This is a genomic window from Kluyvera intermedia (assembly GCF_021440345.1).
GTDB lineage: Bacteria > Pseudomonadota > Gammaproteobacteria > Enterobacterales > Enterobacteriaceae > Kluyvera > Kluyvera intermedia_A.
The window spans coordinates 13,881-40,773 of record NZ_JAKCNS010000043.1; the positions used below are offsets into that span (position 1 = coordinate 13,881).

Annotated in this window: 25 protein-coding genes; 18 read left to right on the plus strand and 7 right to left on the minus strand. The window is 53.5% G+C overall.

Features of this window, described 5'->3' with window-relative positions; all coding sequences use genetic code 11:
* Positions 1 to 19: 19 nt before the first annotated feature.
* The 7 genes from LZ634_RS13470 to pspA all read right to left on the minus strand — a co-directional run bounded on the left by LZ634_RS13470 (position 20) and on the right by pspA (position 5,858).
* On the minus strand, positions 20 to 1,588 hold the full coding sequence (locus tag LZ634_RS13470) for an ABC transporter substrate-binding protein (RefSeq protein WP_234505947.1): 1,569 nt from the start codon (positions 1,586 to 1,588) through the stop codon (positions 20 to 22).
* Positions 1,589 to 1,712: 124 nt separating this feature from the next.
* The gene (locus LZ634_RS13475; RefSeq protein WP_234505951.1) at positions 1,713 to 2,780 is read right to left on the minus strand and encodes a YcjF family protein; all 1,068 of its coding nucleotides are present in this window, start codon (positions 2,778 to 2,780) and stop codon (positions 1,713 to 1,715) included.
* Entirely contained in the window at positions 2,777 to 4,174 is a 1,398-nt protein-coding gene (locus LZ634_RS13480; protein WP_234505954.1) for a YcjX family protein, read from the minus strand. The genes LZ634_RS13475 and LZ634_RS13480 overlap by 4 nt, the downstream gene beginning before the upstream one ends.
* Before the next feature lie 34 nt (positions 4,175 to 4,208).
* Positions 4,209 to 4,427: a phage shock protein PspD gene (pspD, locus tag LZ634_RS13485; RefSeq protein ID WP_234505958.1), complete on the minus strand. Its 219-nt coding sequence runs from the start codon at positions 4,425 to 4,427 to the stop codon at positions 4,209 to 4,211.
* Positions 4,428 to 4,441: 14 nt separating this feature from the next.
* Positions 4,442 to 4,801: an envelope stress response membrane protein PspC gene (gene pspC / locus LZ634_RS13490; RefSeq protein WP_112204796.1), complete on the minus strand. Its 360-nt coding sequence runs from the start codon at positions 4,799 to 4,801 to the stop codon at positions 4,442 to 4,444.
* Positions 4,801 to 5,025 (minus strand): envelope stress response membrane protein PspB, encoded by a 225-nt coding sequence (gene pspB / locus LZ634_RS13495; RefSeq protein WP_061279508.1) that lies wholly within the window; start codon positions 5,023 to 5,025, stop codon positions 4,801 to 4,803. Before pspB ends, pspC begins: the two co-directional genes overlap by 1 nt.
* 164 nt (positions 5,026 to 5,189) lie before the next feature.
* Positions 5,190 to 5,858: a phage shock protein PspA gene (gene pspA, locus LZ634_RS13500; protein ID WP_234505962.1), complete on the minus strand. Its 669-nt coding sequence runs from the start codon at positions 5,856 to 5,858 to the stop codon at positions 5,190 to 5,192.
* A 167-nt stretch (positions 5,859 to 6,025) separates the two neighbouring features.
* Here pspA and pspF point away from each other — a divergent pair, with 167 nt between their 5' ends.
* The 18 genes from pspF to LZ634_RS13590 all read left to right on the plus strand — a co-directional run bounded on the left by pspF (position 6,026) and on the right by LZ634_RS13590 (position 26,600).
* Entirely contained in the window at positions 6,026 to 6,994 is a 969-nt protein-coding gene (gene pspF / locus LZ634_RS13505; RefSeq protein ID WP_234505965.1) for a phage shock protein operon transcriptional activator, read from the plus strand.
* 287 nt (positions 6,995 to 7,281) lie between these two features.
* On the plus strand, positions 7,282 to 7,821 hold the full coding sequence (locus LZ634_RS13510; protein ID WP_234505967.1) for a fimbrial protein: 540 nt from the start codon (positions 7,282 to 7,284) through the stop codon (positions 7,819 to 7,821).
* Positions 7,822 to 7,875: 54 nt separating this feature from the next.
* Entirely contained in the window at positions 7,876 to 8,562 is a 687-nt protein-coding gene (locus tag LZ634_RS13515; RefSeq protein ID WP_234505971.1) for a fimbria/pilus periplasmic chaperone, read from the plus strand.
* 21 nt (positions 8,563 to 8,583) lie between these two features.
* Positions 8,584 to 11,124, plus strand: coding sequence for a fimbria/pilus outer membrane usher protein (locus LZ634_RS13520; RefSeq protein ID WP_234505973.1), 2,541 nt, complete (start codon positions 8,584 to 8,586; stop codon positions 11,122 to 11,124).
* 18 nt (positions 11,125 to 11,142) lie between these two features.
* Positions 11,143 to 11,676, plus strand: coding sequence for a fimbrial protein (locus tag LZ634_RS13525; RefSeq protein WP_234505977.1), 534 nt, complete (start codon positions 11,143 to 11,145; stop codon positions 11,674 to 11,676).
* A 22-nt stretch (positions 11,677 to 11,698) separates the two neighbouring features.
* A complete protein-coding gene (locus tag LZ634_RS13530; protein ID WP_234505979.1) occupies positions 11,699 to 12,772 on the plus strand; it encodes a type 1 fimbrial protein in 1,074 nt (357 codons plus the stop codon).
* A 156-nt stretch (positions 12,773 to 12,928) separates the two neighbouring features.
* On the plus strand, positions 12,929 to 13,591 hold the full coding sequence (locus tag LZ634_RS13535) for a helix-turn-helix domain-containing protein (protein ID WP_234505981.1): 663 nt from the start codon (positions 12,929 to 12,931) through the stop codon (positions 13,589 to 13,591).
* 201 nt (positions 13,592 to 13,792) lie between these two features.
* Complete coding sequence (gene sapA, locus LZ634_RS13540; RefSeq protein WP_234505984.1) at positions 13,793 to 15,442, plus strand: ABC transporter substrate-binding protein SapA; 1,650 nt, start codon at positions 13,793 to 13,795, stop codon at positions 15,440 to 15,442.
* Positions 15,439 to 16,404: a putrescine export ABC transporter permease SapB gene (gene sapB / locus LZ634_RS13545; RefSeq protein WP_234505986.1), complete on the plus strand. Its 966-nt coding sequence runs from the start codon at positions 15,439 to 15,441 to the stop codon at positions 16,402 to 16,404. Before sapA ends, sapB begins: the two co-directional genes overlap by 4 nt.
* Positions 16,391 to 17,281: a putrescine export ABC transporter permease SapC gene (sapC, locus tag LZ634_RS13550; RefSeq protein ID WP_234505988.1), complete on the plus strand. Its 891-nt coding sequence runs from the start codon at positions 16,391 to 16,393 to the stop codon at positions 17,279 to 17,281. Before sapB ends, sapC begins: the two co-directional genes overlap by 14 nt.
* Complete coding sequence (gene sapD / locus LZ634_RS13555; RefSeq protein WP_234505991.1) at positions 17,281 to 18,273, plus strand: putrescine export ABC transporter ATP-binding protein SapD; 993 nt, start codon at positions 17,281 to 17,283, stop codon at positions 18,271 to 18,273. Before sapC ends, sapD begins: the two co-directional genes overlap by 1 nt.
* Position 18,274: 1 nt before the next feature.
* The gene (gene sapF / locus LZ634_RS13560) at positions 18,275 to 19,081 is read left to right on the plus strand and encodes a putrescine export ABC transporter ATP-binding protein SapF (protein ID WP_234505994.1); all 807 of its coding nucleotides are present in this window, start codon (positions 18,275 to 18,277) and stop codon (positions 19,079 to 19,081) included.
* 123 nt (positions 19,082 to 19,204) lie between these two features.
* Positions 19,205 to 19,993: an enoyl-ACP reductase FabI gene (fabI, locus tag LZ634_RS13565; protein WP_052281631.1), complete on the plus strand. Its 789-nt coding sequence runs from the start codon at positions 19,205 to 19,207 to the stop codon at positions 19,991 to 19,993.
* 208 nt (positions 19,994 to 20,201) lie between these two features.
* Positions 20,202 to 21,359, plus strand: coding sequence for a carboxymuconolactone decarboxylase family protein (locus LZ634_RS13570; protein WP_234505998.1), 1,158 nt, complete (start codon positions 20,202 to 20,204; stop codon positions 21,357 to 21,359).
* A gap of 81 nt (positions 21,360 to 21,440) precedes the next feature.
* On the plus strand, positions 21,441 to 23,375 hold the full coding sequence (locus tag LZ634_RS13575) for an exoribonuclease II (protein ID WP_234506001.1): 1,935 nt from the start codon (positions 21,441 to 21,443) through the stop codon (positions 23,373 to 23,375).
* 150 nt (positions 23,376 to 23,525) lie between these two features.
* Complete coding sequence (gene pdeR / locus LZ634_RS13580) at positions 23,526 to 25,511, plus strand: cyclic di-GMP phosphodiesterase (RefSeq protein ID WP_234506004.1); 1,986 nt, start codon at positions 23,526 to 23,528, stop codon at positions 25,509 to 25,511.
* 82 nt (positions 25,512 to 25,593) lie between these two features.
* Entirely contained in the window at positions 25,594 to 25,776 is a 183-nt protein-coding gene (locus tag LZ634_RS13585; protein WP_234506007.1) for a hypothetical protein, read from the plus strand.
* Positions 25,777 to 25,850: 74 nt separating this feature from the next.
* Positions 25,851 to 26,600, plus strand: a complete 750-nt coding sequence (locus LZ634_RS13590) for a DNA-binding transcriptional regulator YciT (protein WP_234506009.1) — start codon at positions 25,851 to 25,853, stop codon at positions 26,598 to 26,600.
* Positions 26,601 to 26,893 lie beyond the last annotated feature (293 nt).

Below are 26,893 nucleotides of genomic sequence, written 5' to 3' on the forward strand. Positions count from 1 at the left end.
GCCGCTGCTGCAATTGCAATTACTTGGTGACGTTGTCGTACCAGACCATATCGGCGTTAAGCCCCTGCTGGTAGCCCTTCACGTTATCGCGGATAACGATCTGCGTCTTGCCCTGGTCAATAAAGACATACGGCGAATTGCGCTGCAGCTCTTCCTGCATTTTCTTATACAGGTCAAGGCGCTTGGTGGCGTCCGGTTCAGCTACCGCCGCCAGCGTCGCTTTATTCAGTTCAGGTATTTTCCAGCCGTTGAGACCCGCCACGGTGCTTGATTTACCATCGTTAAACGCAAATGCGCTGGCGTTGGAGTGGGCATCGAAGTAGTCCGGGATCCACAGGCGAATCGCCGCCTGGTGCTGTTTAGCGCGCACGCGGGCGTACACCTGGCTACCTGCCGCCGGCAGCAGCTCAACCTTGACGCCGCCCTGAGCAAAGCTCGCCTGCATTGACTGGGCGATGGTGATAAACGGCGGTTTGTTTTCCACGTCGAGGGTAAAGTGCGCATCTTTAATCCCGGCTTTCGCCAGAATCTCTTTGGCCTTCGCCGGGTCAAATTTAAACGGCGTGTTGTCCAGTGCGCCGGGGAAACCAACCGGCAGGAAGCTCTGGTGGACGAAGTACTGCCCTTTCAGCAGATCTTTGGTGATGCCGTTATAGTCTACCAGCCAGCGGGCCGCTTCCCAGAATGCCGGATTTGCCAGCAGCGGGTTAGCGCTGTTGCCGGTATTGAACACCACATAGTTTTGTTCGGCGGAAGGAATGCTCAGCACCTGCAGCCCCGGTTTGCCTTGCAGCGCGTCAATTTGGTCGGCACCGAGGTCGCGCGCCACGTCAGCATCGCCCTGCTGGATAAGCAGGCGGCGGGAGGCTGGATCCGGCACGTTTTTAATAATCACGCTTTTCAGCTTCGGCGCACCGGTTGGCGAAGTCTCGTTGGCCTCAAGGACGATAGCCTGATGAGGCTGGTAGACGCGCATTTTGAACGCACCGCTGCCCGCCGAGTGCATTTTCAGCCACTCGTTACCAAAGTCGTTGGCCTTCACGTTGGCCGCCACTAATTTTTCATCAACGATAGAGGCGATTGGCGTGGAGAGAATATTCAGCGCCACCGCCGGGCTGACATCGGCAGTCCAGCTCACCTGCAGCGTGTGATCGTCAATTTTTTTCAGCTGGCTGGCAATGTTGTCAGGCTGCCAGCCGAGGACGTTGAGAATAAACGCCGGGGATTTGTTGAGCGTGACGGCGCGAGTGTAGGAGAAGATCACGTCTTCCGGGCGCAGCGCGTTGCCGGAAGCAAATTTGGCGTCATTTTTCAGTTTGATGGTCAGCGTTTTCGCGGCCGCATCGGCCTGCCAGCTTTCTGCCAGGATCGGCGTAATTTTAGCCGGATCGTTACGGTCAGGCTGCACCAGACGCTGGTAAAGGCTTGGCACCGTCTGGATGCTGGAGAGCTCGTTGGCTTCTGCCGGGTCGAGACTCACAATATCATCAAGGCCTTGAGCAACCACCAGCGTATTCGCAGGAGTTGCGGCGTAAGCGGAGGCTGACAGCGCGGTCAGCACAAATAAAGACAGCAGCGTTTTGGTCATCGGACTTCCTGAAAATGATTATGTCGTTGAAGTTATCGACTAAATTAGCGCTGCTGGTCACTTTCAGTAAAGATAAGTATAGATATACGTTATGCCAATTTGGCATAACGTTATTTATTCAGATTCATTTTTCCTGCGACGTCGCCGTTTTTCCCTTCTGCAAGGTGGCTTTTAGCTGCCCTACCAGCTCTCGACGGAAATCGCCTAAACGCGGTTTGTCGTTGTCCAGCCACGGCAGTGGACGACACAGCTCCATCGCTTTAATGCCCAGACGTGCGGTGAGTAAACCGGCGCCAATCCCCTGCGCGGCACGCGTAGACAGACGGGCGGCCAGATCCTGCGACATCCAGTCCATGCCGACTTCACGCACCAGCTCGCTGGCCCCGGCGAAGGCAATGTTAATCAGTACCAGACGGAACAGGCGCAGACGACTGTAATACCCCAGCTCAATGCCGTACAGGTTAGCAATGCGGTTAATCAGCCGCAGATTACGCCAGGCAATAAACGCCATATCCACCAGCGCCAGCGGGCTGACGGCGATCATCAGCGTCGACTCTGCCGCCGAGCGGCTGATTTCACGACGGGCCTGGGCGTCCAGCACCGGCTGCACCAGATGGGCATAGAGACTGACGATTTCTCTGTCGCTTTGGGTTTCGTGTATTGCCGCATACCAGCGCTGCAGTGCCGGGTGCGATTGATCGAGCCCTGCCTGCCGTGCCAGCCCTTCACAGAAAGCACGGGCCTTGCCCACGCCGTGGCTGTGCATCAGCGTACGTGCTTCATCACGCTCCTGTGCGCGCTGGCGTAAGCGCCACAACCTGCGCCATTCGGTGGCAACGGAACCGACGCCCGCGCCAATAATTAACGCTCCGGCGACGCAGCCTCCCAGCGATACCCAGTCCTGAGTTTGCCAGGCGTTAGCCGTCCACTGTACGCCCTGCGCAACTACGCTTATCCCAAACAGGCCAAGCCCTGCGCCGACCATTTTGCGCCACAGGCTACGCTTTGGCCGCAGCGCGGCCTCAATGCTGGCCTCTGCCTGCCCTTCACTTTCGGTTTCATCATCCAGGATAACCGGCGCAAATTTCTCGGCGGTTTCGCCAGCAAACGCCTGCGAGGCTTTAAATTGCTCGGTTTTCTCTTCGGTCAACGGGCCTGAAAAATCAATCCGCGGTTTAAATGAATCGCTCATCGCAGTTTATCTCCAATCAAAAACTCCAGCGCGGCATCGAGGCGAATATGCGGCAGAGGCTGGTCAACGTCCATCGTCTGTGGACGGAAATTCTCAAACTGAAAGCCCTGTTTATCCCAGAATGCCTGACCCGGCAAACGGGCCGGCACTTCGCCTGGATAAACGGTCAGCGGCTCGCCGTCGCTCAGTCGATGACCGCGCAGCGCCGGAATTTTCTCGCCGTTGACATCAATAAGCCCGCTTTGGGTCGCCTGCACCGAAGCCAGCCCCAAACAGTCCATCGTAATGCCTTCAAAGGCCGCATTTTGCCAGGCATCCTGAATAAGCTGTTGCAGCAGCGACACCATATTGCCGTGCTGATCGACCGTCACGTGATCCGCTTTGGTAGCGGCAAACAGCAGTTTGTCGATAACCGGGGAGAACAGACGGCGGAACAACGTCCGCTGGCCGTAGTGGAAACTGTGCATCAGCTGCGTTAGCGCCAGACGCATATCGTTAAACGCCTGCGGCCCGCTGTTGAGTGGCTGCAAGCAGTCCACCAGCACAATCTGGCGATCGAAACGCAGGAAGTGTTCTTTATAGAACCCTTTAACCACCTTTTCGCAGTAGTAGTTAAAACGCTCGCGCAGCATACCGGCATTAGTGCTTTTGCCCGCCTGCGCCAGTTTCGCTTCGCCCACTGCGTCAACATCCGGCCAGGGGAAGAACTGTAACGCGGGTGCACCGGCTAGTTCGCCCGGTAACACGAAACGGCCCGGCTGGATGAAATGCAGCCCCTGCTGTTTGCACTGGTGAAGATAGTCGGTCCAGGCCTGAGCGATTTCCGCCAGCCGGTTTTCATCCGCTGGTGCTAGCGGATCCAGCCCGTCACAGAGCTGTCGCCATTTGGCTGACCACTCTGCGCGCTGGCCGTTTAGCAACCCGGTCATCTGTCGCGACCAGCTTAAATAATCCTGGGTCAGCATCGGTAAATCGAGCAGCCATTCGCCGGGATAGTCGACAATCTCCAGATACAGCGTGGAGGTCTCTTTAAAATGGCGCAGCAACGAGTCGTTGGATTTGTAGCGCAGCGCCAGGCGAATTTCGCTGACGCCGCGCGTTGGCGTAGGCCAGGTTGGCGGCTGGCCGTAAAGCTGTGCCAGTCCTTCATCATAGGTAAAACGGGGAACCCCGAGATCGCGCTGAGGGATGCGCTTCACGCCCAGCAAGCGTTCGTCGCGCACCGCGCTCAGCAGCGGCAGACGCGCGCCGGTGTGAATGTTCAGCAGCTGATTGACCATACCGGTGATAAACGCGGTTTTGCCGCTACGGCTAAGGCCGGTCACGGCAATACGAAGATGCCGGTCAACGCTTCGGTTGACCAGCGCATTGAATTCAGTTTTGAGTCGCTTCATTGCTTAATAGACACTCCTGTCAACGCCGATACCGCTATTTTGCCATGGGGAAATACCGTTTGGCGAGGCGCGACAATAAGGGTTCCAGCGCCACCGCCAGCAGCATTTTCAATGGCCGACGGGCGACGGACTTCACCGCCCAGCCGGCAACACCCGCCGGGCCATAGCGAAGTGCGGTCAGCAAGGCGAGCTTGCCGACTATTTTTAAACCAGGTTTAACTTTCTGCCCTGCCCGCTGCCATTTATTGCTCATCATTAACCTCTTACTTAGAGCTGACGGAACCGGCTGCGCAAGCTAAAGGTGTCGGATGTGACGTAACGTTCCATCTCGCGCAGACGCTGTTCACCAGCGGAAAGCTCAGCATCAACCGCATCCAGCAGGTCGCGACTGGTTGGCTGGTGCTCACCATAGTTCGCCCCTTCCGGCATCGGGTCGAGGGCAAACGTCAAAATAATGTAGGCGACGACGACAAAGAAAAAGAGCCCAAATAGCATCGCCAGTACGGTAATAATGCGCACCAGTTTCACCGGCACGTCGAGGAATTGCGCAATACCGGCGCAGACCCCTTTCACCATGCCCTGCTGCGGAATGCGCCAGAGCTTTTTGCTAAAATCCAGTGCTGCCATTAGCGATCCCTCCAGTTCGGATGTTCTGCATCAAGAATGGCTTCCAGTGCCTGAATACGCTCGCGCATCCGCTTAGCGTCATCGGTAAGCTGCATCAGCCGCTGCTGTTCACCCTGCGAGAGTTCGCCGGAACGGGAACGGTTGCTGTAGTGCAGCCACAGCCAAATCGGCAGGACAAACAACACAAACAGCGTCAAGGGGATGCCGAGGAAAAGCGCGCTCATAAATACTCCTTATGATTTCAACCCTCATTATTTCGCACTGCATGATGCCGGCAAGGGAACGACTTCCCCATCACTCACCCTGGTCAGTGACGGGGGCCAATGCATCTGCAACTTAAAGTATGACGGGCATATGAGCAGCGGTACTGTACGTACCGCCAGATTTATTATTCGTTGTCCTGCTTCATTTTGGCTTTCAGCGCAGCCAGCTGATCGCTGATTTCATCATCCGCTTTCAGCTCTGCAAACTGCTGATCCAACGATGGTTGTTTGCCAAAACGATGGCTTTCCGCTTCCGCTTCCATGTGGTCAATACGGCGTTCAAAGGATTCAAAACGCGCCATCGCCTCATCCAGTTTACCGCTATCCAGTTGACGGCGCACATCGCGGGACGAACTCGCCGCCTGATGACGCAGTGCCAATGACTGCTGACGGGCACGGGTTTCGCTGAGTTTATTCTCCAGCTCACCGATCTCTTTTTTCATCCGCGCCAGGGTTTCGTCCACCAGCGTCACTTCGTGTTCCAGCGTGGCGATAACGTCAGTAAGTTTCTGCTTCTCAATCAGCGCAGCCCGCGCCAGATCCTCTTTCTCTTTACGCAGCGCCAGTTCGGCCTTTTCTTGCCACTCAAGCTGCTGTGCCAGTGCTTTCTCAACGCGACGGCTCAGCTCTTTCTTTTCCGCCAACGCACGCGCTGATGTGGAGCGGACTTCAACCAGCGTGTCTTCCATCTCCTGGATCATCAGACGCACCAGCTTTTGCGGGTCTTCCGCTTTCTCCAGCAGTGAGTTGATGTTGGCGTTCACGATGTCGGCAAAACGAGAAAAAATACCCATAATTCAATCCTCATAGTTCTATGTTTCGGGCTTAGCCCTGCGAAGAGACTATTACAACTTCCGTGCCAACTTTTTATCTTATTGATTATAAACGAGGTGATTGAAATTTGTGCCATTAACGCCTACAGTGAGATGGCGAATTACACCAACAAGTGGCGAATTTCATCATGGCAGATTACAAAGATAACCTTCTCGGCGAGGCCAACCGCTTTCTTGAGGTGCTGGAGCAGGTGTCGCGGCTAGCACCGCTGAACAAACCAGTGTTAATTATCGGCGAACGGGGTACCGGCAAAGAGCTTATCGCCAACCGCCTGCACTACCTTTCTTCATGCTGGCAAGGGCCATTTATCTCGCTTAACTGCGCGGCGCTAAACGAAAATCTACTGGACTCTGAACTGTTCGGCCACGAAGCCGGGGCATTTACCGGTGCACAGAAGCGCCATCCTGGGCGTTTCGAACGTGCCGATGGCGGCACGCTGTTCCTCGATGAACTGGCGACGGCTCCGATGCTGGTGCAGGAAAAACTGCTGCGGGTGATTGAATATGGTGAACTTGAGCGCGTGGGCGGAAGCCAGCCGCTGCAGGTGAACGTTCGCCTGGTGTGCGCCACCAACGCCGACTTGCCGCAGATGGTTGAGGAAGGCCACTTTCGCGCCGACCTGCTCGACCGCCTGGCTTTTGACGTCGTACAGCTCCCCTCGCTACGCGAACGGCGCAGCGACATTATGCTGATGGCAGATCATTTTGCTATCCAGATGTGCCGGGAGCTTAAGCTACCGCTGTTCCCGGGTTTTACCGAACGCGCCCGCGATACGCTGCTCAATTACCGCTGGCCGGGAAACATTCGCGAACTGAAAAACGTGGTGGAGCGTTCGATGTATCGCCACGGCAGCAGCGAAATTCCGCTCGATGAGATTGTTATCGATCCGTTCCTCCGCCAGACGGTACTGCAGCCACAGCCTACCGCCAAAGGGCCGACGCTGCCACTCGATCTCCGCCAGTTTCAATCGGTGCAAGAAAAAGAGCTACTTGAGCAAAGTTTGCAACAGGCCCGCTTTAACCAAAAACAGGCGGCCGAACTTTTAGGCCTCACCTACCATCAGTTGAGAGCGCTACTGAAAAAGCACCAGCTTTAAATTCGTCCTTTCCCTTGAATGCCCTACTATTACAGTGAGGGCAACGCCAGACCGTACGCCATTAATTCAATGAGTTGTACCAACACTTTTCATCTTATGAAGAGAACCCGCGTTCTTTACCTTCCGCAATAAAGTCTATAAAGAGACAAAGTCACTTCAATTTCGCACTATCAAAGACAAGAATTTAGTTAGCCCAATACATAGCTTAAATTAATATATTAGATGTCGTAAGACACGTAGAAATATTTCTAAGAATCCATTATTGCACTTATTTAAGGATTAAATGAATGACCATCAATAAACCACTCACACTTTGCGCACTGATGCTTTGCGGAGTATTTGGCGCACAAGCCGCAGGGACCAACACAATTACTTTCACCGGCAAAGTAATTGAATCCGCTTGTACTATTTCAGTAAATGATGGTAACGCAAGTCTGGATTTAGGGTCAACGCTTGCTACTGATATCGCTACTTCAGGCCAGACTGGCGCTCCTAAAGAGTTCAATATCAGTTTAGCGGGTTGTCCGAAGGCCGCGGTAGGCGTACCGACTAAGGCTTTTGTGAAATTTACTGGTGATACCGATGGCAACACCAGCTACTTTAAAAACACCACCTCCAGCGAATCACCTGCAACCAATACAGGCGTTATGTTGAAAGACGGTAAAGGCACCGCAATCATCAATAACGATGGTAACGGTCAAATCAATCTGCCAGCTGAAGGCGGTGATATTAGTCTGACCTATTCCGCTATGTTGGTGGCAACGGCAAATACACCTACTCAGGGTGATGTATCCAGTACCCTGACATATACAGTTAGCTACGAATAATTGATCGACAAGTGCTAAATAGCCTATTTAGCACTTGTTTTTATAGGTATTTAAATGAATTTTTCTAAACTCGGCATCATCTCGGCTGTGGTCAGCATTTACGCTTGTAATGCTTTCGCCAGCGTCACTATCGGTGGTACACGTCTTATTTTTGATGGCAGCAAAAGTGAAACCTCTTTTTCCATTGAAAATAAAGATAAGGTGACTAATCTGGTGCAATCATGGATAACGCCTGCCGACGCAGCCACGCCGGGCAAAGAGGCTATTATCATCACCCCGCCACTGTTTCGTCTTGATGTTGGTGATAAAAATGTTTTACGCATTGTTCGTTCAGGCCTGCCGATGCCTGAAGATCATGAAAGTATGTATTGGTTAAACATTAAAGGTATCCCAGCGACCGGAGATGATCAACCCGGTAATTCGGTACAAATTGCCGTCAACTCACGTATTAAATTAATTTATCGGCCAAAATCACTTTCCGGCACAACGCCTGAACAATTTACGCAGAATATACGCTGGGCTATTACCGGTGGAACATTAACGGTCAATAACCCAACAAATTACTATATGAACTTCGCCTCGGTGAAAATTAACAATCGTGCCATTGATACCGTTACCTGGGTCTCGCCAAAGTCAACCGCTAACTTCAAAATTAATTCAGATATTAAAAGTGGGACAATATCATGGCGACTCTATAACGATTTCGGCATGGCAGGAACCGAACACACCGCATCAATTTAACGCCAGTGGTATAGAATGACCATGAATCGATTATTAGCATCAACTCCGCCAGTTTTCATATTTATTATTTCATCATCGTGCGGTGATGCCTTCGCTCGTGAGCATTTTAACGCAGCATTGCTTGAAACCGGGCAAGGTTCATCATCCACTGTCGATCTTTCCGTTTTTGAAAGAGGAATGCAGGCACCCGGGAAATATCATGTTGAAATTATCCTCAATAACAAAAAGGTGGATACCCTCGACGTTAATTTTATTGAAGATCCCTCTTCTAAAGATAAAACCAACCTCATTCCTTGTCTTTCAACTGAACAGCTTTTGGAATGGGGAGTCAAAGTTGATGACTATCCCGATATCTATACCGGTAAACAGGACTGCGCAAATCTATCTGCCATTCCTGCGGCAACAACTGAATTCAAATTTGAACGCCAACAGTTAGCGATTAGTATCCCGCAGGCTGCCATGTTATTCCGGCCACAGGATTATGTTTCGCCAGAAAAATGGGATGAAGGGATCCCCGCACTGCTGCTTAGCTATAACTTAAGTGGGATTACGACACGTGAAAGGGGCAATAGCGGCCAGGATGGTAGCAGTCAATACGGCAGTTTTCATCCGGGGATAAACGTCGGCCCGTGGCGTTTCAGAAACTTTACCACCTGGAATCATGATACTGACGGAAATAACAACATTGACTCTGTTTATACCTATGTATCTCGTGATATCAAGGCCTTGAAAAGCCAGCTTATCATGGGCGAAAGCAACACCAAAAACGACCTTTTTGACAGTTTTGCCTTTCGCGGCGCGGAGCTGTCCTCTGATGACGACATGACGCCGGACAGCATGAGAAATTATGCGCCAGTGATCCATGGCATTGCGAAAAGCAACGCCGTCGTGACCGTCACGCAAAATGGGCACAGCATTTATCAAACCGCCGTGGCGCCTGGCGCATTTGAAATCAACGATATTTACTCCACCGGCAGCGCCGGCGATCTTCAGGTCGAAATCAAAGAATCTGATGGCAGTATCCAAACGCTTATTGTGCCTTACGCATCGCTTCCAGTGCTGCACCGTGAGGGCCACTATGACTACACCATTGTGACCGGCAGAACGGATATCGGCAGCGGTAAAGAGGCGAATTTTGCGCAATCAACGCTGATTTATGGGCTGCCCTTCGGCCTGACGCTTTACGGCGGCGTTCAGTATGCCGATATCGATTACAGCGCACTCACCTCTGGTCTCGGTATTAATCTCGGTGACATCGGTGCACTCTCGCTGGACGTAACGCAAGCCTGGTCAAAATCCTATACGCACGATGGGGACACGAACCCAATCCAATCGAGTCACCGCGACAGCGGCCAGTCGCTGCGCTTGCGTTACAGTAAAGATATTCTGGCAACGGGGACAAACGTCAGTATCGCCGGATATCGCTATTCGACGCAGGGCTACATGACACTGCCTAATGTTCTGCAAAGTTACGACCGCGATGATGATATTGGCCACAGCAAAGACAGAACCGAATTTACCCTTTCGCAAGATATTGTGTATGGCTCAATTTCGGCAAGCTACGTCAAAGAGCACTACTGGGATCAAAGCACAATGTCTTCCGTCAGCGTCGGCTATAACAATAGCTGGCGGGGAATAACCTACGGACTGAACTATACCTACAGCATGAACCAGGAGGATGAAGATGACGATGATGACAGCGACCGCAACGAAAGCCAGTTCTCACTTAACGTTAGCATTCCCTTCGATAAGTTCTTACCGGGCAGCTATATCAATTACAGCCTGAACAACACACGTCATGGCGCGACAACGCATAACGTCGGTATATCGGGCACCGCGCTCGAAGACAACCGGTTGAACTGGGGGATACAAGAAGGGTATTCCAACGATGATAACCAAACTAACGGCAGCGTATACGGCAACTATAAAAGCCGTTACTCCGAGTTCAACGGCGGTTATTCCTATGACGCCAACAGCCACCAATTCAACTACGGTATTCAGGGCGGTATTGTTGCGCATAGCCATGGCATAACGTTGGCGCAAACGCTTAACGACACCATCGTACTGGTTAATGCGCAGGGCGCTGAGGGTGTGCCTGTCAGCAGCCAGACCGGCGTCATGACCGATGGTCGCGGGTTTGCCGTTGTTCCTTACGCTAACCCCTACCATAAAAATAGCGTCTCCTTAGATACGGAAAATATTTCCAATCATTCTGTCGATTTGCAAGAGACGACAAAATACGTCTACCCCACCCGTGGCGCCGTTGTTGAAGCAGGGTACCGTGCCAACATTGGCTCTCGCGCATTGTTAACGCTGGTTCAAAGCAATGGCAAGCCGGTTCCTTTTGGTGCAACGGTCAGCGTGAACAAAACCTCAGAAAATGAGAACAACAGCAGCATTGTCGGTGACGATGGGCAAGTGTATTTGTCCGGTTTAAAAGACGCGGGCTCATTACAGGTTGAATGGGGAAAAAATGGTACATCACGATGCGCAGTTACCTATTCATTACCCGAGAAAAAGAGCTTATCGGGCATAGAATTACTGCATGCGAAATGTCTCTAACTAAGGGTTAATTTTCAGATGATGAAAAGATATACGCTGCTGCTGGGGCTCATTTTGTCGTGCCAGACGATGGCATACAACACCAGTGATACGATTCAAGTCCATGTCACGGGACAAATTATTACTGCCGTATGCGAAGTGGCATTAGATAACACAGTGTCCCTTGGCCAGGTAGCCAGGCAGGATCTCTCGGTGCCGGGGGGAAATAGCGCGCCGGCTCCATTTGTCGTTAAGCTATTTCAATGTTCACCGGAATTATCAAAGGTGACCATCACATTTAGTGGCACCCCCTATACCGCCGACCCGGCTTATTCGCAGGCTATTTATGCCAATGAACTTGCCGATGGTGCACAAGACGTTGGCCTCCAGATCCTGAATATGGACGGTAATTCGCTCATCAATTTAGCTAACGGCGTCGATTACACCATGCCACTGGATACCGAGACCCACAGCAAAATGCTGTATTTCACTGCCCGAATGTATACCCCACACGGCACGCCAACCCCCGGATATTTTAAGAGCGCAGTAACGCTGAGCTTCACCTATCAATAATACTCACGGTGCGATACAGCATATGAAAATTAATCAATTAATCTTATTTATTTTATTCATCCTCTTTAGTCAGCAAAGCCTCGCTGCCTGCGCCCGCGGCGGCGGAATATTTGCAGACAAAAGTCTCAGCACCTCGACCATTGCCCTCCCGGCAAATTTAGTTGTCGAAAGTCGTAGCTATACCGCAGGTGAGACCCTTTACGATTCAGGTTGGAAATCAGGTTCAAACTCAGAACTGACCATTAGCGGCTGCGGTAGAAACTACGTTGTGGGTTTTTTCTACCTCAACAGCCCACAGGTAGATAGCCCAGGGGGCACGCAGGTCATGCCAACGAATATTACCGGGCTGGGTGTGAGGGTCACAGCACAAAACCAGGCTGGCCCCTATGATGGTGCAATGCCTATTGATAATGATTGGCATGATGGCGATCGCGGAAGCGACCATGTTCTGAGGAATTCACAATATAAGGTGGAGCTCGTGACGCTGGGTGGCCCCATTTCATCTGGGCAGATGAGCTTTGGTAGCCCGCTTGCCCAGGTGGAGTTTCGGGAAAGCCGCAGCCACAGCGCTAACGGCGACGTTGCCTCAAACGTGGCGCTCACCAACACCAAGGTCACCATTAAAGCCATGGGCTGCAATGCCGATGTCTCATCAATTAATTTTGCATTTGGTACGTTAAAGGTGGCGGACTTTGATTCAGCAACCAAGGTGCCCGCACCGGATACGCAGGTCGTCACGCTGACATGTGAATCCGGGACCAACGTCTCACTCGCTCTCAACGCCACGCCAGCGGCGGGTAACAATGGCAATAATACCGTTATCGCACTTACCGGTGAGGGAAACGTGGACGTTGCCTACGGCATTGGGGTGCAGCTCGGGTTGCAATCTAGCGGCTACAATAGCGGTAGCAATGGTCTGCCGCTTAACCAAAACATCACCCTGTTCTCCTCCTCAAGAAACGGAAGCACATACACCAGCGGTGGTACAGGCGCTCAGGAGCAGCTCACTTTCAGCGCCAGCTACTTCAAAACACAGTCGATGGTTACCGCTGGGTCGGCAAACACTTCAGCCTCGCTTACGCTAACTTATAATTAATATGAATATATTCATAGGATAATGAACATTTAAAGAATCAGTTCACATTCGCTCAATAGCAATTATGAATTGATAGTTTAGCTAAACTCGATTCACACATGAGATGAAGCGCCATATGATGCTTCACCTCATTCAGGTTTAATTAATATATCAATCATGACCAACTCGTTGAAAACAGCAGCCGACCAGGTGTGGGGAAAAAAGCCGGTCCAGCACCATCACATCATCATGGATGCCATTTTACCTTTTGTTAAAATTATTGATTGCCATAAAAATAAGAAGCTTAACCTGATGTATTCAGGGAAGGAGGTTTGCTATTTTTTGTTTGAAGGTTATGGGGCGTTTTGTCGAAGTTCTGATGGTCTGATGTTAGGCAATATTCGTGCACCACACATAGCCGGCCTTAACAATATAATACTCCCTTATGCTGATGAATATTATATCCGGCCAGAAAAGGAGTGCGTCATGATGATGGCTAGCACTGATATGGTCAAAAAAGTGATTGCAGACAACAACCTTTGGGAAAGTCTGGCCATTATCCTTGCCTATCAGTCCTATGAATTTAGTGGTGTGATTAACCGGTTAACGGGGCGCTCAAGTTATGAACTCATCTGCAACCAAATCGTTGCGTTAATGGATGAACCCGCTGATATTCGTTTGAGTATCACTCCTGCGCAGTACATCATGAATAAAACGCTGCTTTCACGTAGCTATGTGATGAAGATCCTTGCTAAACTGAAAAGTAGTCAAAAAATCATCATTGAAAACAAAGCGTTGATCTGCGCGAGCGCACTCATTAACGAGCTGTCCCAGCGTTAACGGTTGAGTGCAACAGCGATATTCCCTCCGCAGCGTCCCTCCTGCCCGATATTTACCATTGTGCAGACCCACATGGGGTAATTTCTTTTCAAGCGATAAGCCCCCGATTGGCGACTTTTAAGTCAGTTGAATTCATACATTTTCCCCTGACCGCTGTAAGTGCGATACACTTTGCAGATCAATCGAAAAAACAACGAAACTATGCGCCTGAATTTGTCACCTTTCCTGGCTGCGCTGGGGTTGATTTGCGGTCAAGCGATTGCCGCACCGCAACCGCTCGCCCCACCCCATGCCGACATACGCGACAGCGGCTTTGTCTACTGCGTTAGCGGGCAGGTCAACACCTTTAACCCGCAAAAAGCAGGTAGCGGGCTGATTGTCGATACTCTGGCGGCTCAGCTTTACGACCGCCTGCTGGACGTCGACCCGTATACCTATCGACTGGTCCCGGAGCTGGCAGAAAGCTGGGAAGTACTCGACAACGGCGCGACCTACCGTTTTCATTTGCGCAACGACGTGCAGTTCCAGACCACTCGCTGGTTTACTCCGACGCGTACGCTGAATGCCGACGACGTGGTGTTTACCTTTGAGCGTATTTTTGACCGCAAAAACCCGTGGCATAACGTCAACGACAGCGCTTTCCCCTATTTCGACAGTCTGCAATTCGCCGATAGCGTGCAGAGTGTCCGCAAGCTGGATAACCGCACGGTGGAGTTCCGCCTGACTCGTCCGGATGCGTCTTTCCTCTGGCACCTTGCAACCCACTATGCCTCGGTGATGTCGGCTGAGTACGCCGCAAAGTTGACCAAACAGGATCATCAGGAACAACTCGACCGCCAGCCGGTGGGCACCGGGCCATTCCAGCTCGATGAATACCAGGCCGGGCAGTATATTCGCCTGCAGCGCCACCCTAAATTCTGGCGCGGCACTCCGTTAATGCCGCAGGTGGTGGTTGATCTGGGCTCCGGCGGCACCGGTCGTCTGTCTAAACTGTTAACCGGCGAGTGCGATGTACTGGCCTGGCCTGCCGCCAGCCAACTGACGATTTTGCGTGACGATCCGCGCCTGCGCCTGACCCTGCGTCCGGGCATGAACATTGCCTACCTGGCGTTTAATACCGACAAACCGCCGCTCAATAATCCTGAAGTGCGCCACGCGCTGTCGCTGGCTATCAATAACCAGCGCCTGATGCAGTCGATTTATTACGGCACCGCTGAAACCGCCGCATCTATTTTGCCGCGCGCCTCCTGGGCTTACGATAACGAAGCTAAAATTACCGAATACAACCCGAAAGAGGGACGTCGGCGGTTGCAGGCTCTCGGGATTGATAAACTGACGTTGCATCTGTGGGTGCCGACCAGCTCACAGGCGTGGAACCCAAGTCCACTCAAAACCGCCGAACTTATCCAGGCTGATATGGCGCAGATTGGCGTAAAAGTGGTGATTGTGCCGGTCGAGGGCCGTTTCCAGGAAGCCCGGTTGATGGATATGAACCATGACCTGACGCTGTCTGGCTGGGCCACGGACAGTAACGATCCCGACAGTTTCTTCCGTCCGCTGCTGAGCTGCGCGGCCATTACCTCGCAAACCAACTTTGCGCACTGGTGTAATCGCGAGTTCGATAGCGTATTGAGAAAAGCGCTGGATTCGCAGCAGCTGGCCTCGCGCATTGACGCTTACGATGAAGCCCAGCAGATTCTGGCGCGCGAGCTGCCCATTCTACCACTGGCGTCGTCGCTGCGTTTACAGGCCTACCGTTACGATATGAAAGGACTGGTGCTGAGTCCGTTTGGTAACGCCTCGTTCGCCGGTGTGTCACGGGAAAAAGAAGAGAAGGTGCAGAAACCATGATCATTTTCACCCTTCGCCGCCTGCTGTTGCTGTTGGTCACGCTCTTTTTCCTGACCGTCATCGGCTTTTGCTTAAGCTACTTTACGCCACACGCGCCTCTTCAGGGCGCCTCGCTATGGAACGCCTGGGCGTTCTGGTTCGATAGCGTGATGCACTGGGATTTTGGTGTTTCCAGCATTAACGGCCAGCCTATTTCCGATCAGCTACGCGAAGTGTTCCCGGCGACGATGGAGCTGTGCATTATGGCCTTTGGCTTTGCGCTACTGGTCGGTATTCCGGTCGGTATGCTGGCGGGGATCACCCGCAATAAATGGCAGGATAAGGTCATCAGCTTTTTCGCCCTTCTCGGCTTCTCTATTCCGGTCTTCTGGCTGGCGCTGCTGCTGACGCTGTTCTTCTCGTTAACGCTGGGCTGGCTGCCGGTTTCCGGGCGCTTCGATCTGCTTTATGAAGTGAAAAATGTGACCGGCTTTGCGCTGATTGACGCCTGGCTGTCCGACTCACCGTGGCGTGATGAGATGATCATCAGCGCCCTGCGGCATATGGTACTGCCCGTGCTGACGCTGGCGGTGGCGCCGACTACCGAAGTGGTCCGTCTGATGCGTATCAGCACCATTGCCATCTACGACACCAACTACGTGAAGGCAGCCGCCACGCGCGGTGTTTCCCGCCTGACTATTCTGCGTCGACACGTGTTGCATAACGCGTTACCACCGGTGATCCCGCGCCTCGGGCTGCAGTTTTCCACCATGCTGACGCTGGCGATGATTACCGAGATGGTCTTCAGTTGGCCGGGTCTGGGGCGCTGGATGATTAACGCAATCCGTCAACAGGACTACGCCGCCATTTCCGCGGGCGTGATGGTGATTGGCGCCCTGGTAATCATCATCAACGTGATTTCCGATATTTTGGGTGCTATGGCTAACCCGCTGAAACATAAGGAATGGTATGCCTTACGATAGCGTCTACCTCGAAAAGCGTCCACCAGGTGCCCTGCTCACCGTGTGGCGTAAATTCTACGGCGATACCACTGCGATGATTGGCTTTTACGGCTGCATCGGGCTTATTTTGGTCTGTATTTTCGGCAGTTGGTTCGCGCCGTACGGTATTGATCAACAGTTCCTCGGTTATCAGCTGTTGCCGCCGTCATGGTCGCGCTATGGGGAGGTTTCCTTCTTCCTCGGGACCGATGATTTAGGCCGCGATGTGCTGAGCCGTTTACTGAGCGGTGCAGCGCCAACGGTTGGCGGCGCCTTCGTGGTCACGCTTGCCGCTACGGCGTTTGGCCTGGTACTTGGCGCATTCGCCGGATCAACGCATGGCCTGCGTTCGGCGGTGCTCAACCATATCCTCGACACCCTGCTGTCGATTCCGTCGCTGCTGCTGGCCATTATCGTGGTGGCGTTTGCCGGGCCGCATCTCTCCCACGCCATGTTTGCCGTTTGGTTGGCCCTGTTGCCGCGTATGGTGCGTTCGATTTACAGCATGGTGCACGATGAGCTGGAGCGCGATTACGTCATCGCCGCTCGCCTCGACGGCGCAACCACCTTGAATATTTTGTGGTTCGCCATTCTGCCCAATATTGCCGCTGGACTGGTCACGGAAATTACCCGCGCCCTGTCGATGGCAATTCTCGACATCGCCGCGCTCGGTTTTCTCGACCTTGGCGCTCAGCTGCCGTCGCCCGAATGGGGCGCGATGCTGGGCGATGCGCTGGAGCTGATTTACGTTGCCCCATGGACGGTTATGCTCCCGGGCGCAGCCATTATGGTCAGCGTGCTGCTGGTTAACCTGCTGGGTGACGGTATTCGCCGTGCCATTAATGCGGGGGTGGAATAATGCCATTACTTGATATTCGCAACCTGACCATCGAGTTTAAGACTAACGAAGGTTGGGTGAAGGCCGTCGACCGCGTCAGCATGACGCTGGCCGAGGGTGAAATCCGCGGTCTGGTCGGTGAATCAGGCTCCGGTAAAAGCCTGATCGCCAAAGCCATCTGCGGCGTTAACAAAGACAACTGGCGCGTCACCGCCGACCGCATGCGCTTTGATGATATCGACCTGCTTCGCCTCTCCAACCGCGAACGTCGTCGGCTGGTCGGCCATAACGTGTCGATGATTTTTCAGGAGCCGCAGTCGTGTCTCGACCCGTCGGAACGCGTCGGTAAGCAGCTCACGCAAAACATTCCCGGCTGGACGTTTAAAGGCCGCTGGTGGCAGCGTTTGGGCTGGCGTAAACGTCGCGCCATAGAGCTGTTACACCGCGTCGGTATCAAAGACCATAAAGACGCGATGCGCAGCTTCCCCTATGAACTGACGGAAGGTGAATGCCAGAAGGTGATGATCGCCATCGCACTGGCTAACCAGCCGCGTCTGCTGATTGCCGATGAGCCAACCAACGCCATGGAGCCAACGACCCAGGCGCAGATCTTCCGCCTGCTTACCGGTCTGAACCAGAATAACAACACCACCATTCTGCTCATTTCACATGATTTACAGATGCTGACCCATTGGGCGGATAAAATTAACGTCATGTACTGCGGGCAGACGGTAGAGAGCGCGCCGAGCGAAGAGCTGGTGACGATTCCCCATCACCCGTATACCCAGGCGCTTATCCGTGCGATCCCGGATTTTGGCCGCTCAATGCCGCATAAAAGCCGTCTGAACACCCTTTCCGGTGCGATACCGCTGCTGGAACAGCTGCCGATGGGCTGCCGTTTAGGGCCTCGCTGCCCTTATGCCCAGCGCAAATGCATTGAAACCCCGCGTCTGACGGGAGCGAAGAATCACCTGTTCGCCTGTCATTTCCCGCTCAATATGGAGAAAGAGTGACATGGTCGAAACGCTGCTTGAAGTTCGCAACCTGAGTAAAACCTTCCGCTACCGTACCGGCTGGTTCCACCGGCAAACGGTGCAGGCGGTGAAGCCGCTCAGTTTTACCCTGCGTGAAAAACAGACGCTGGCGATTATCGGCGAGAACGGTTCCGGTAAATCAACGCTGGCGAAAATGCTGGCGGGTATGGTTGAACCGACCACCGGCGAACTGCTGATTGATGACCATCCGCTGGAGTTTGGCGACTACTCTTTCCGCAGCCAGCGCATCCGCATGATTTTCCAGGATCCGAGCACCTCGCTGAACCCGCGTCAGCGCATTTCGCAGATCCTCGATTTCCCCCTGCGCCTCAACACCGACCTTGAGCCGGAAGCGCGGCGCAAACAGATAATCGACACCCTGCGCCTGGTCGGCCTGCTGCCGGACCACGTCAGCTACTATCCACATATGCTAGCACCGGGGCAAAAACAGCGTCTGGGGCTGGCGCGCGCGCTGATTCTGCGCCCCAAAGTCATCATCTGTGACGAAGCGCTGGCGTCGCTGGATATGTCGATGCGTTCGCAACTTGTTAACCTGATGCTGGAATTACAGGAAAAACAAGGTATCTCTTATATCTACGTCACCCAGCATTTGGGGATGATGAAACACATTAGCGATCAGGTGCTGGTGATGCATCAAGGCGAAGTGGTCGAACGCGGCAGTACCGCCGATGTGCTCGCCTCTCCGCTGCACGATTTAACTAAGCGGTTGATTGCCGGGCATTTCGGCGAAGCACTGACCGCCGATGCCTGGCGCAAAGACCGCTAGTCAGACCACGCCGTAGTGGTCGGAGTAACGATTTCTGGCGACTCATGCTAGAATCGCCGCGATTTAACGGCCGCCTGCGTGTTTAACAGGCCGCCATAACAATGAATATAAGGATTAATAGCTATGGGTTTTCTTTCCGGTAAGCGCATTCTGATTACTGGCGTCGCCAGCAAACTGTCCATCGCCTACGGTATTGCACAGGCAATGCGTCGCGAAGGGGCTGAACTGGCGTTCACCTACCAGAACGACAAACTGAAAGGCCGTGTAGAAGAGTTCGCTGCCTCCCTGGACTCCAGCATTGTGCTGCCGTGCGATGTAGCTGAAGATGCGAGCATCGAATCCCTGTTCACTGAACTGGCAAAAGTCTGGCCGAAATTTGACGGCTTCGTTCACTCTATCGGTTTTGCTCCGGCTGACCAGCTGGACGGCGACTACGTGAATGCAGTAACCCGCGAAGGCTTCAAAATCGCTCACGACATCAGCGCGTACAGCTTCGTTGCTATGGCAAAAGCTTGCCGCAGCATGCTGAACCCGGATTCTGCCCTGTTGACCCTGTCCTACCTGGGCGCAGAGCGTGCTATCCCTAACTACAACGTGATGGGTCTGGCAAAAGCGTCTCTGGAAGCAAACGTACGCTACATGGCGAACGCGATGGGCCCAGAAGGTATCCGTGTTAACGCCATCTCTGCGGGTCCAATCCGTACGCTGGCCGCTTCCGGTATCAAAGATTTCCGTAAAATGCTGGCGCATTGCGAAGCAGTTACCCCAATTCGCCGCACCGTGACCATCGAAGATGTGGGCAACTCCGCAGCTTTCCTGTGCTCTAACCTGTCCGCTGGCGTATCCGGCGAAGTTCTGCACGTTGACGGCGGCTTCAGCATCGCTGCCATGAACGAGCTGGAACTGAAATAAGTTTTCTGCCCTAAAAACCCGGAGTCGGCGTTCAACGCTGATTCCGGGAATCTCCCCCTTCCCGCCTCTGTTATTCCAGTAAGTTATTAATTAGCACCGAACAATATTTTCTCCCTCGTCACGCATGCGCCAGGATAATTACCCATAACGATCCGGCAACATCATTTTTGCAGCGGCTGGCTCGCCACCTTCAAATCAAGGAACTCCCATGGAGCCACGCCACGTTTCCGGCAAAAATCACTGGTATCACGAAACCCAGTCGCGAACTCAACACAGCGATGTGATGCCGCTGGTTCCCGAAGCCGCCCACGTTGACGACCGATTTTTACTCGATCTGGCGCTACCGGATGCCTTGCTTAGCGCCAGCCAGCAGTGGCTGAGCGCTGCCCGGCAATTAGCCAATACGCTGTTTCCCAACGTCGTCACGACCAACCGGCTGCGTACTTTCAGCGCCTATGACCGCTTAAGCACCGCGTTAACCGTGGCGCAGGTATCTGGCGTACAGCGCCTGTGTAACCACTACGCCGCCCGACTGGCGCCGCTGCCCGGCCCGGATTCCTCACGTGAAAGCAACCATCGTCTGGCGCAGATAACTCAATATGCCCGCCAGTTGGCCAGCTCTCCGTCGATTATTACCCCTCGCGCACGTCAGCAGCTCGACGATGTGGGGCTCACGCTGCACGATATTATCCTGATTAACCAGGTGGTTGGTTTTGTCGGCTTTCAGGCCCGTGTGATTGCGCTGTTTCAGGCATATATGGGGTTCCCGGTACGCTGGATCCCCGGAATGCCGATTCAGGAAGATGCCGATGCCGGGCTGTTTGCTGCTGAAAGTACGCCGTGGCACAGCGATATAGACGGCATTGAAGCGCATCAGACCAACACGCCGCAGGGCGAAGCGCTGGCCCGCTGGCAACAGGTTCCTGAACTGGCAACGCTGGCTCCCGCACTTGTTCAGGAAGAGACGGTTCTGAACCGACTGGGAGAGTTAGTCGATGCCCTATCTTTTGCCCACCCGTTACAACCGCTGGCCTCGCTCATCCCCGCGAGAATTAACGGTAGCGTGAGTTGTTTTCATTATTACGGTTCGCAGTGGCAAGGCGCCAGCGGCCTGCCAGAGGCCGTACGCAACGGCGAACGCGCATTCCAGGCCTGGAGTCACCCGTATCCCTGTGAGCGCGCCGTGGCCCAGGCGGCCCAGTTATTAACCCGTGCACCGGATCGTTTTAGTGCTACCCAGTTAAGTCCCCTGATTGAACAAGGGTTTTCCACGCCGGATGCGATTACGCTGCTTGCCTGGAGCGCCTTAAGTGGCTGGCTAAACCGCCTGCGTATTGCGCTTGGCAGCGCGCAACAAGTTACGTAAAAGGGTGAAACAGCGCTTGCTGCAACCCATGGATTCGCGTAAAAATGTCAGCCGCTCTTTTGGCCACGAAAATAGAACATTATGCTTCAGGATAACCCGCTGCTAGCGCAGCTAAAACAGCAACTTCATTCCCAGACGCCACGTGCAGAAGGGGTCGTTAAAGCCACGGAAAAAGGTTTCGGTTTCCTCGAGGTAGACGCGCAAAAAAGCTACTTTATTTCGCCGCCGCAGATGAAAAAAGTGATGCACGGCGACCGCATTATTGCTGTGATCCACGCCGATAAAGGTAAAGAGAGTGCCGAGCCGGAAGAACTGGTTGAGCCGTTCCTGACTCGCTTTGTGGGTAAAGTTCACCGTAAAGACGATCGTCTGTCTATCGTGCCTGACCACCCGCTGCTGAAAGATGCGATTCCTTGCCGCGCTGAGCGCAATGTAACCCACGATTTCAAAGAGGGTGACTGGGCCGTTGCTGAAATGCGCCGTCATCCGCTGAAAGGCGACCGTACCTTCTACGCCGAATTGACCAAATTTATCACCTATGGCGATGACCACTTTGTGCCATGGTGGGTCACTCTCGCTCGTCATAATCTGGAAAAAGAAGCCCCTGACGGTGTTGCTACCGAGATGCAGGACGAAGGTCTGGAACGCCGCGATCTGACGGCCCTGGATTTCGTCACCATCGATAGCGCCAGCACCGAAGATATGGACGATGCGCTGTACGTTGAAGAAGCCTCTGATGGCAAGCTGCTGCTGACCGTTGCCATTGCCGATCCAACCGCATGGATCGTGGAAGGCAGCAAGCTGGATGACGCGGCGAAAATTCGTGCGTTCACCAACTACCTGCCGGGCTTCAATATCCCGATGCTGCCACGCGAATTGTCTGACGATCTGTGCTCCCTGCGCGCCAACGTGGTGCGTCCGGTTCTGGCTTGCCGCATGACGCTGTCCGCTGACGGGGCCATCGAAGACAATATCGAATTCTTTGCCGCCAATATCGAGTCCAAAGCGAAACTGGCCTACGACGATATTTCCGGCTGGCTGGAAAACAGCGGAAGCTGGCAGCCGCCGAGCGAGGCCATTGCCCGCCAGATTACGCTGCTCTCCCGCGTTTGCCAGGCCCGTAGCGAATGGCGTAAGACCCACGCGCTGGTGTTTAAAGATCGTCCTGACTACCGCTTCGTGCTGGGCGAGAAAGGTGAAGTGCTGGATATCGTGGCCGAACCGCGCCGCATTGCCAACCGCATTGTCGAAGAATCGATGATTGCCGCCAACATTTGCGCGGCTCGCGTACTGCGCGACAAACTCGGCTTTGGTATTTATAACGTGCACACCGGTTTTGCCCCTGACAATACCGAAGCGCTGGCTGCCCTGCTGAAAACCCACGACGTACACGTCGATCCGGTTGAAGTACTGACACTGGACGGCTTCTGCAAACTGCGCCGCGAGCTGGATGCCCAACCGACTGGCTTCCTCGATAGCCGCATCCGTCGCTTCCAGTCGTTTGCTGAAATCAGCATCGAACCGGGCCCGCACTTTGGTTTGGGTCTCGAAGCGTACGCCACCTGGACTTCACCAATCCGTAAATATGGCGACATGGTTAACCATCGTCTGCTGAAAGCGATTATCAAAGGTGAAACCGCCGCGCGTCCGCAGGATGAGATTACCGTACAGATGGCCGAACGCCGTCGTCTGAACCGCATGGCGGAACGTGATGTGGCCGACTGGCTATACGCCCGCTATCTCAATCCGCAGGCCGGGACCGAGACGCGCTTTGCCGCTGAGATTATCGACGTCAGCCGTGGCGGTATGCGCGTGCGTCTGGTTGATAACGGCGCGGTCGCCTTCATTCCGGCACCGTTCCTGCACGCCGTGCGTGACGAAATGGTCTGCAGCCAGGAAAATGGCACCGTGCAGATCAAAGGCGAAGTGGCGTATAAAGTCACCGATGTTATTGATGTCACCATCGCGGAAGTCCGCATGGAAACCCGCAGCGTTATCGCCCGTCCGGTCGCATAACCTGCATAAAACGGCCCCCTCGGGGCCGTTTTTTTATCTCCCGCACATCTACCCTCTTTTTTCCCAGCGAAATCCCGAAAACCGTTCACACTAAATACCATGGTATGGGTTTCCGGGCGTACCTGAACGTAGGTGTACATGGGAGAAAAAATGACTAAGTCTTTAGCACAAAATCTTCTCGACCCTAATTCCGGCGAAACCAGCCTTTATTGGCGTTTATCACGCGATAATCCTACTTTACACCTCAGCATCGACCCGGACTCCAGTGCCGAGTTAACCGTTACGTTGAGCGAAGATAGCACCCGCCGTATTCAAGCGATGACCGTCACCACCTCCAGCGTCGCAGTCAATATTCAACTTAACGGCTACGACGTTCCTGTGCATCTGATTGGCCGTAAGGTGAGCTGCACCGAGTGGGCAGGCACCGCCTCCTCATGGTTTGATACCTCCTCCGTCGCCCGAGACCTGCTGCAGGGATTATTATTCGCCGAACAGGTGGTGTCAGAGGCCAACGCGGTGATTGTTATCCTCGACCGCGACGGCAAGATCCAACGTTTCAACCGGTTATGCGAAGAGTATTCCGGGCTTAAAGAGCAGGACGTGATTGGCAAAACGGCATTCGAGCTGTTTATGACCACCAGCGAGGCTGCCGCGGCGAGGCATAACGTGAGCCAGTTTTTTACCAACGGCGGCCCCTATGAAGTTGAGCGCTGGATAAAAACGCGCAAGGGGCCGCGTCTGTTCTTGTTTCGTAATCGCTTTGTGCACAGCGGCAGCGGTAAAAATGAAATCTACCTCATCTGCTCTGGAATCGATATTACCGAAGAACGCCGCGCTCAGGAGCGCCTGCGCGTACTGGCGAATACCGACACCATTACCGGGTTGCCTAACCGCCACGCGATAAACGAACTTATCGGCGAGGCTCTCGATAAATGCGGCCCCGATGAGCAAATTGGCCTGGTTTACTTCGATCTCGATAACTTCAAGAAGGTCAACGACGCTTACGGCCATGTTTTCGGCGATCAGCTGCTGCAATCCGTGGCGCTGTCGATTTTAAGCTGCCTTGAGGAGGGACAGACGCTCGCCAGGCTCGGCGGCGATGAGTTTATCGTCCTCGCCACCGAAACCTCACAGAGTGCGTTGGAGGCGATGGCGTCACGCGTGCTGACCCGTCTGCGCGACCCTTTCCGTATAGGGCTCATTGAAGTCTACAGCGGCTGTTCGCTGGGCATTTCCATTGCACCACAGCACGGCCAGGACCGGGAAAGTCTGATTCGCAACGCCGATACCGCGATGTATACCGCCAAGGAGAATGGCCGCGGGCGCTTTAGCGTTTTCTCCCCGGAGATGAATCAACGGGTTTTCGAATATCTGTGGCTGGATACCAATCTGCGCAAGGCGCTACAAAGCGATCAACTGGTAATTCATTATCAGCCGAAGGTGGCGCTGGATGGCAACGTCTACAGTCTGGAAGCGCTGGTACGCTGGAACTCACCGGAGCGTGGGCTGATCCCGCCGATGGATTTTATCGCCTATGCTGAAGAGTCGGGCTTAATTGTGCCGCTAGGACGTTGGGTTATGCTGGATGCCATCCGCCAGGTGGCGCAGTGGCGTGATAAAGGGATCAATCTGCGCGTGGCGGTTAATGTCTCGGCGCGACAGCTGGTCGATCAATCGATTTTCAACGAACTCAGACAGGCGCTCAAAGCGCAAAACTTCGACCAGTGCCCGATAGATATCGAGCTTACGGAAAGCTGTCTTATCGACAACGCCGATCAGGCGCTGGAGGTCATCCAGCAGTTCCGCTCGCTGGGGGCGCAAATTCATCTTGATGACTTCGGCACCGGTTACTCTTCGTTGTCCCAGTTGGCCCGTTTTCCTATCGACACCCTCAAGCTTGACCATGTTTTTGTCCAGCGTGTACACGACCAATCGGTCTCACAGTCGCTGGTGCTGGCGATCATTGCCGTTGCCAAAGCGTTGAATTTACGCATTATTGCCGAAGGAGTTGAGGATGCGGACGATGATGTTTTTTTGACTCAGAACGGCGTCGACGAACGCCAGGGCTATCTTTTTGCTCGCCCGATGCCGGCCGCCGAACTTGAACACTGGCTTAAGGCGCATTCGGGGTTATAAGGTAAGCCATTTTTTTCACTTCTCTTTTGGCAGTAAATTTTGCATCATTGATTTCAATCGAATTTATCAACAGGATCCCACTATGTCCGAGCTCGATGCGCGCCAGTTAGCCCAACGTATTGATACCGTCCTCGATATTCTGGTCGGCGGTGACACCCATTCCGCAATCAACAACCTGGAAATATTAAAAGCGGAATTATTGGCGCACGCCGCAGACGAACGCGACAACCGCTCAGGTCAGCCAAAATCCCCGTGGGAAATCTGACACCATTCGCCCTGCGATAAGCGGCGCTGCGTATAAAACCCCCGTTTTCGCACAGAGAAATTGATGCATTGATTATGAATTCCCGACAGCAAACCATCTTACAACTGGTCATTGATAAAGGCCGGATGAGCGTCTCCGAACTGGCGAAAATGACCGGTGTTTCGGAAGTGACTATTCGTCAGGATTTGAACCTGCTGGAAAAGCAGAGCTATCTGCGACGAACCCACGGCTTCGCCGTGCCGCTGGATAGTGAAGACGTTGAAACCCGCATGATGAATAATTTTGCGCTCAAACGTGAACTCGCCGATTTTGCCGCTTCGCTGGTGCGCCCGGGTGAAACGGTCTTTATCGAAAACGGCAGCAGTAATGCCCTGCTGGCCCGCGCGCTGGCCACCCAGCCGGATATCACGATTATCACCGTGAGCAGCTATATCGCCCACCTGCTGAAAGAGACGCCGGGGGAAGTGATTCTGCTGGGCGGTATTTATCAGAAAAAAAGCGAAAGCATGGTGGGACCACTCACCCGCCAGTACATTCAGCAGGTACATTTTAGCAAAGCGTTTATTGGCATCGACGGCTGGCAGCCTGAAACCGGCTTTACCGGCCGCGATATGATGCGCGCCGATATCGTCAATGCGGTGCTGGAAAAAGGCAGTGAGGCGATTGTTCTGACCGACAGTTCGAAATTTGGCGCCATTCATCCGTATCCGTTGGGGCCGATGAACCAGTTCAATCGGGTGATTACCGATGACAACCTGTCCACCGAAAAACAGCTGCAACTTGAGCAATCTGGCCTGACGGTGAATATCGTCAAACGCCCGTAAGCTTAACACCCGATGCGCCCCGCATCGGGTTTTCCGCCCCTCACCGCTGAAAATACCCCGCCTCGCTATGAGAGTTTTCCGACCCCGCAATTAAGATTTTTTACCTGTCGGCAACATCACAAATTCGTAAAATTAATGTTAGCGATATAACAGGAAGTAACTATCACTTGCGTAATTTTTAGCAATCAATTTACAACCTGCGCAACAAGCTTCACGGACAATGCTCTGAGTACTTCTGGCAACTGCTATAATAAAAGCGCTTTTTCCGTGAATAGAATATTCAGGAGAAATAC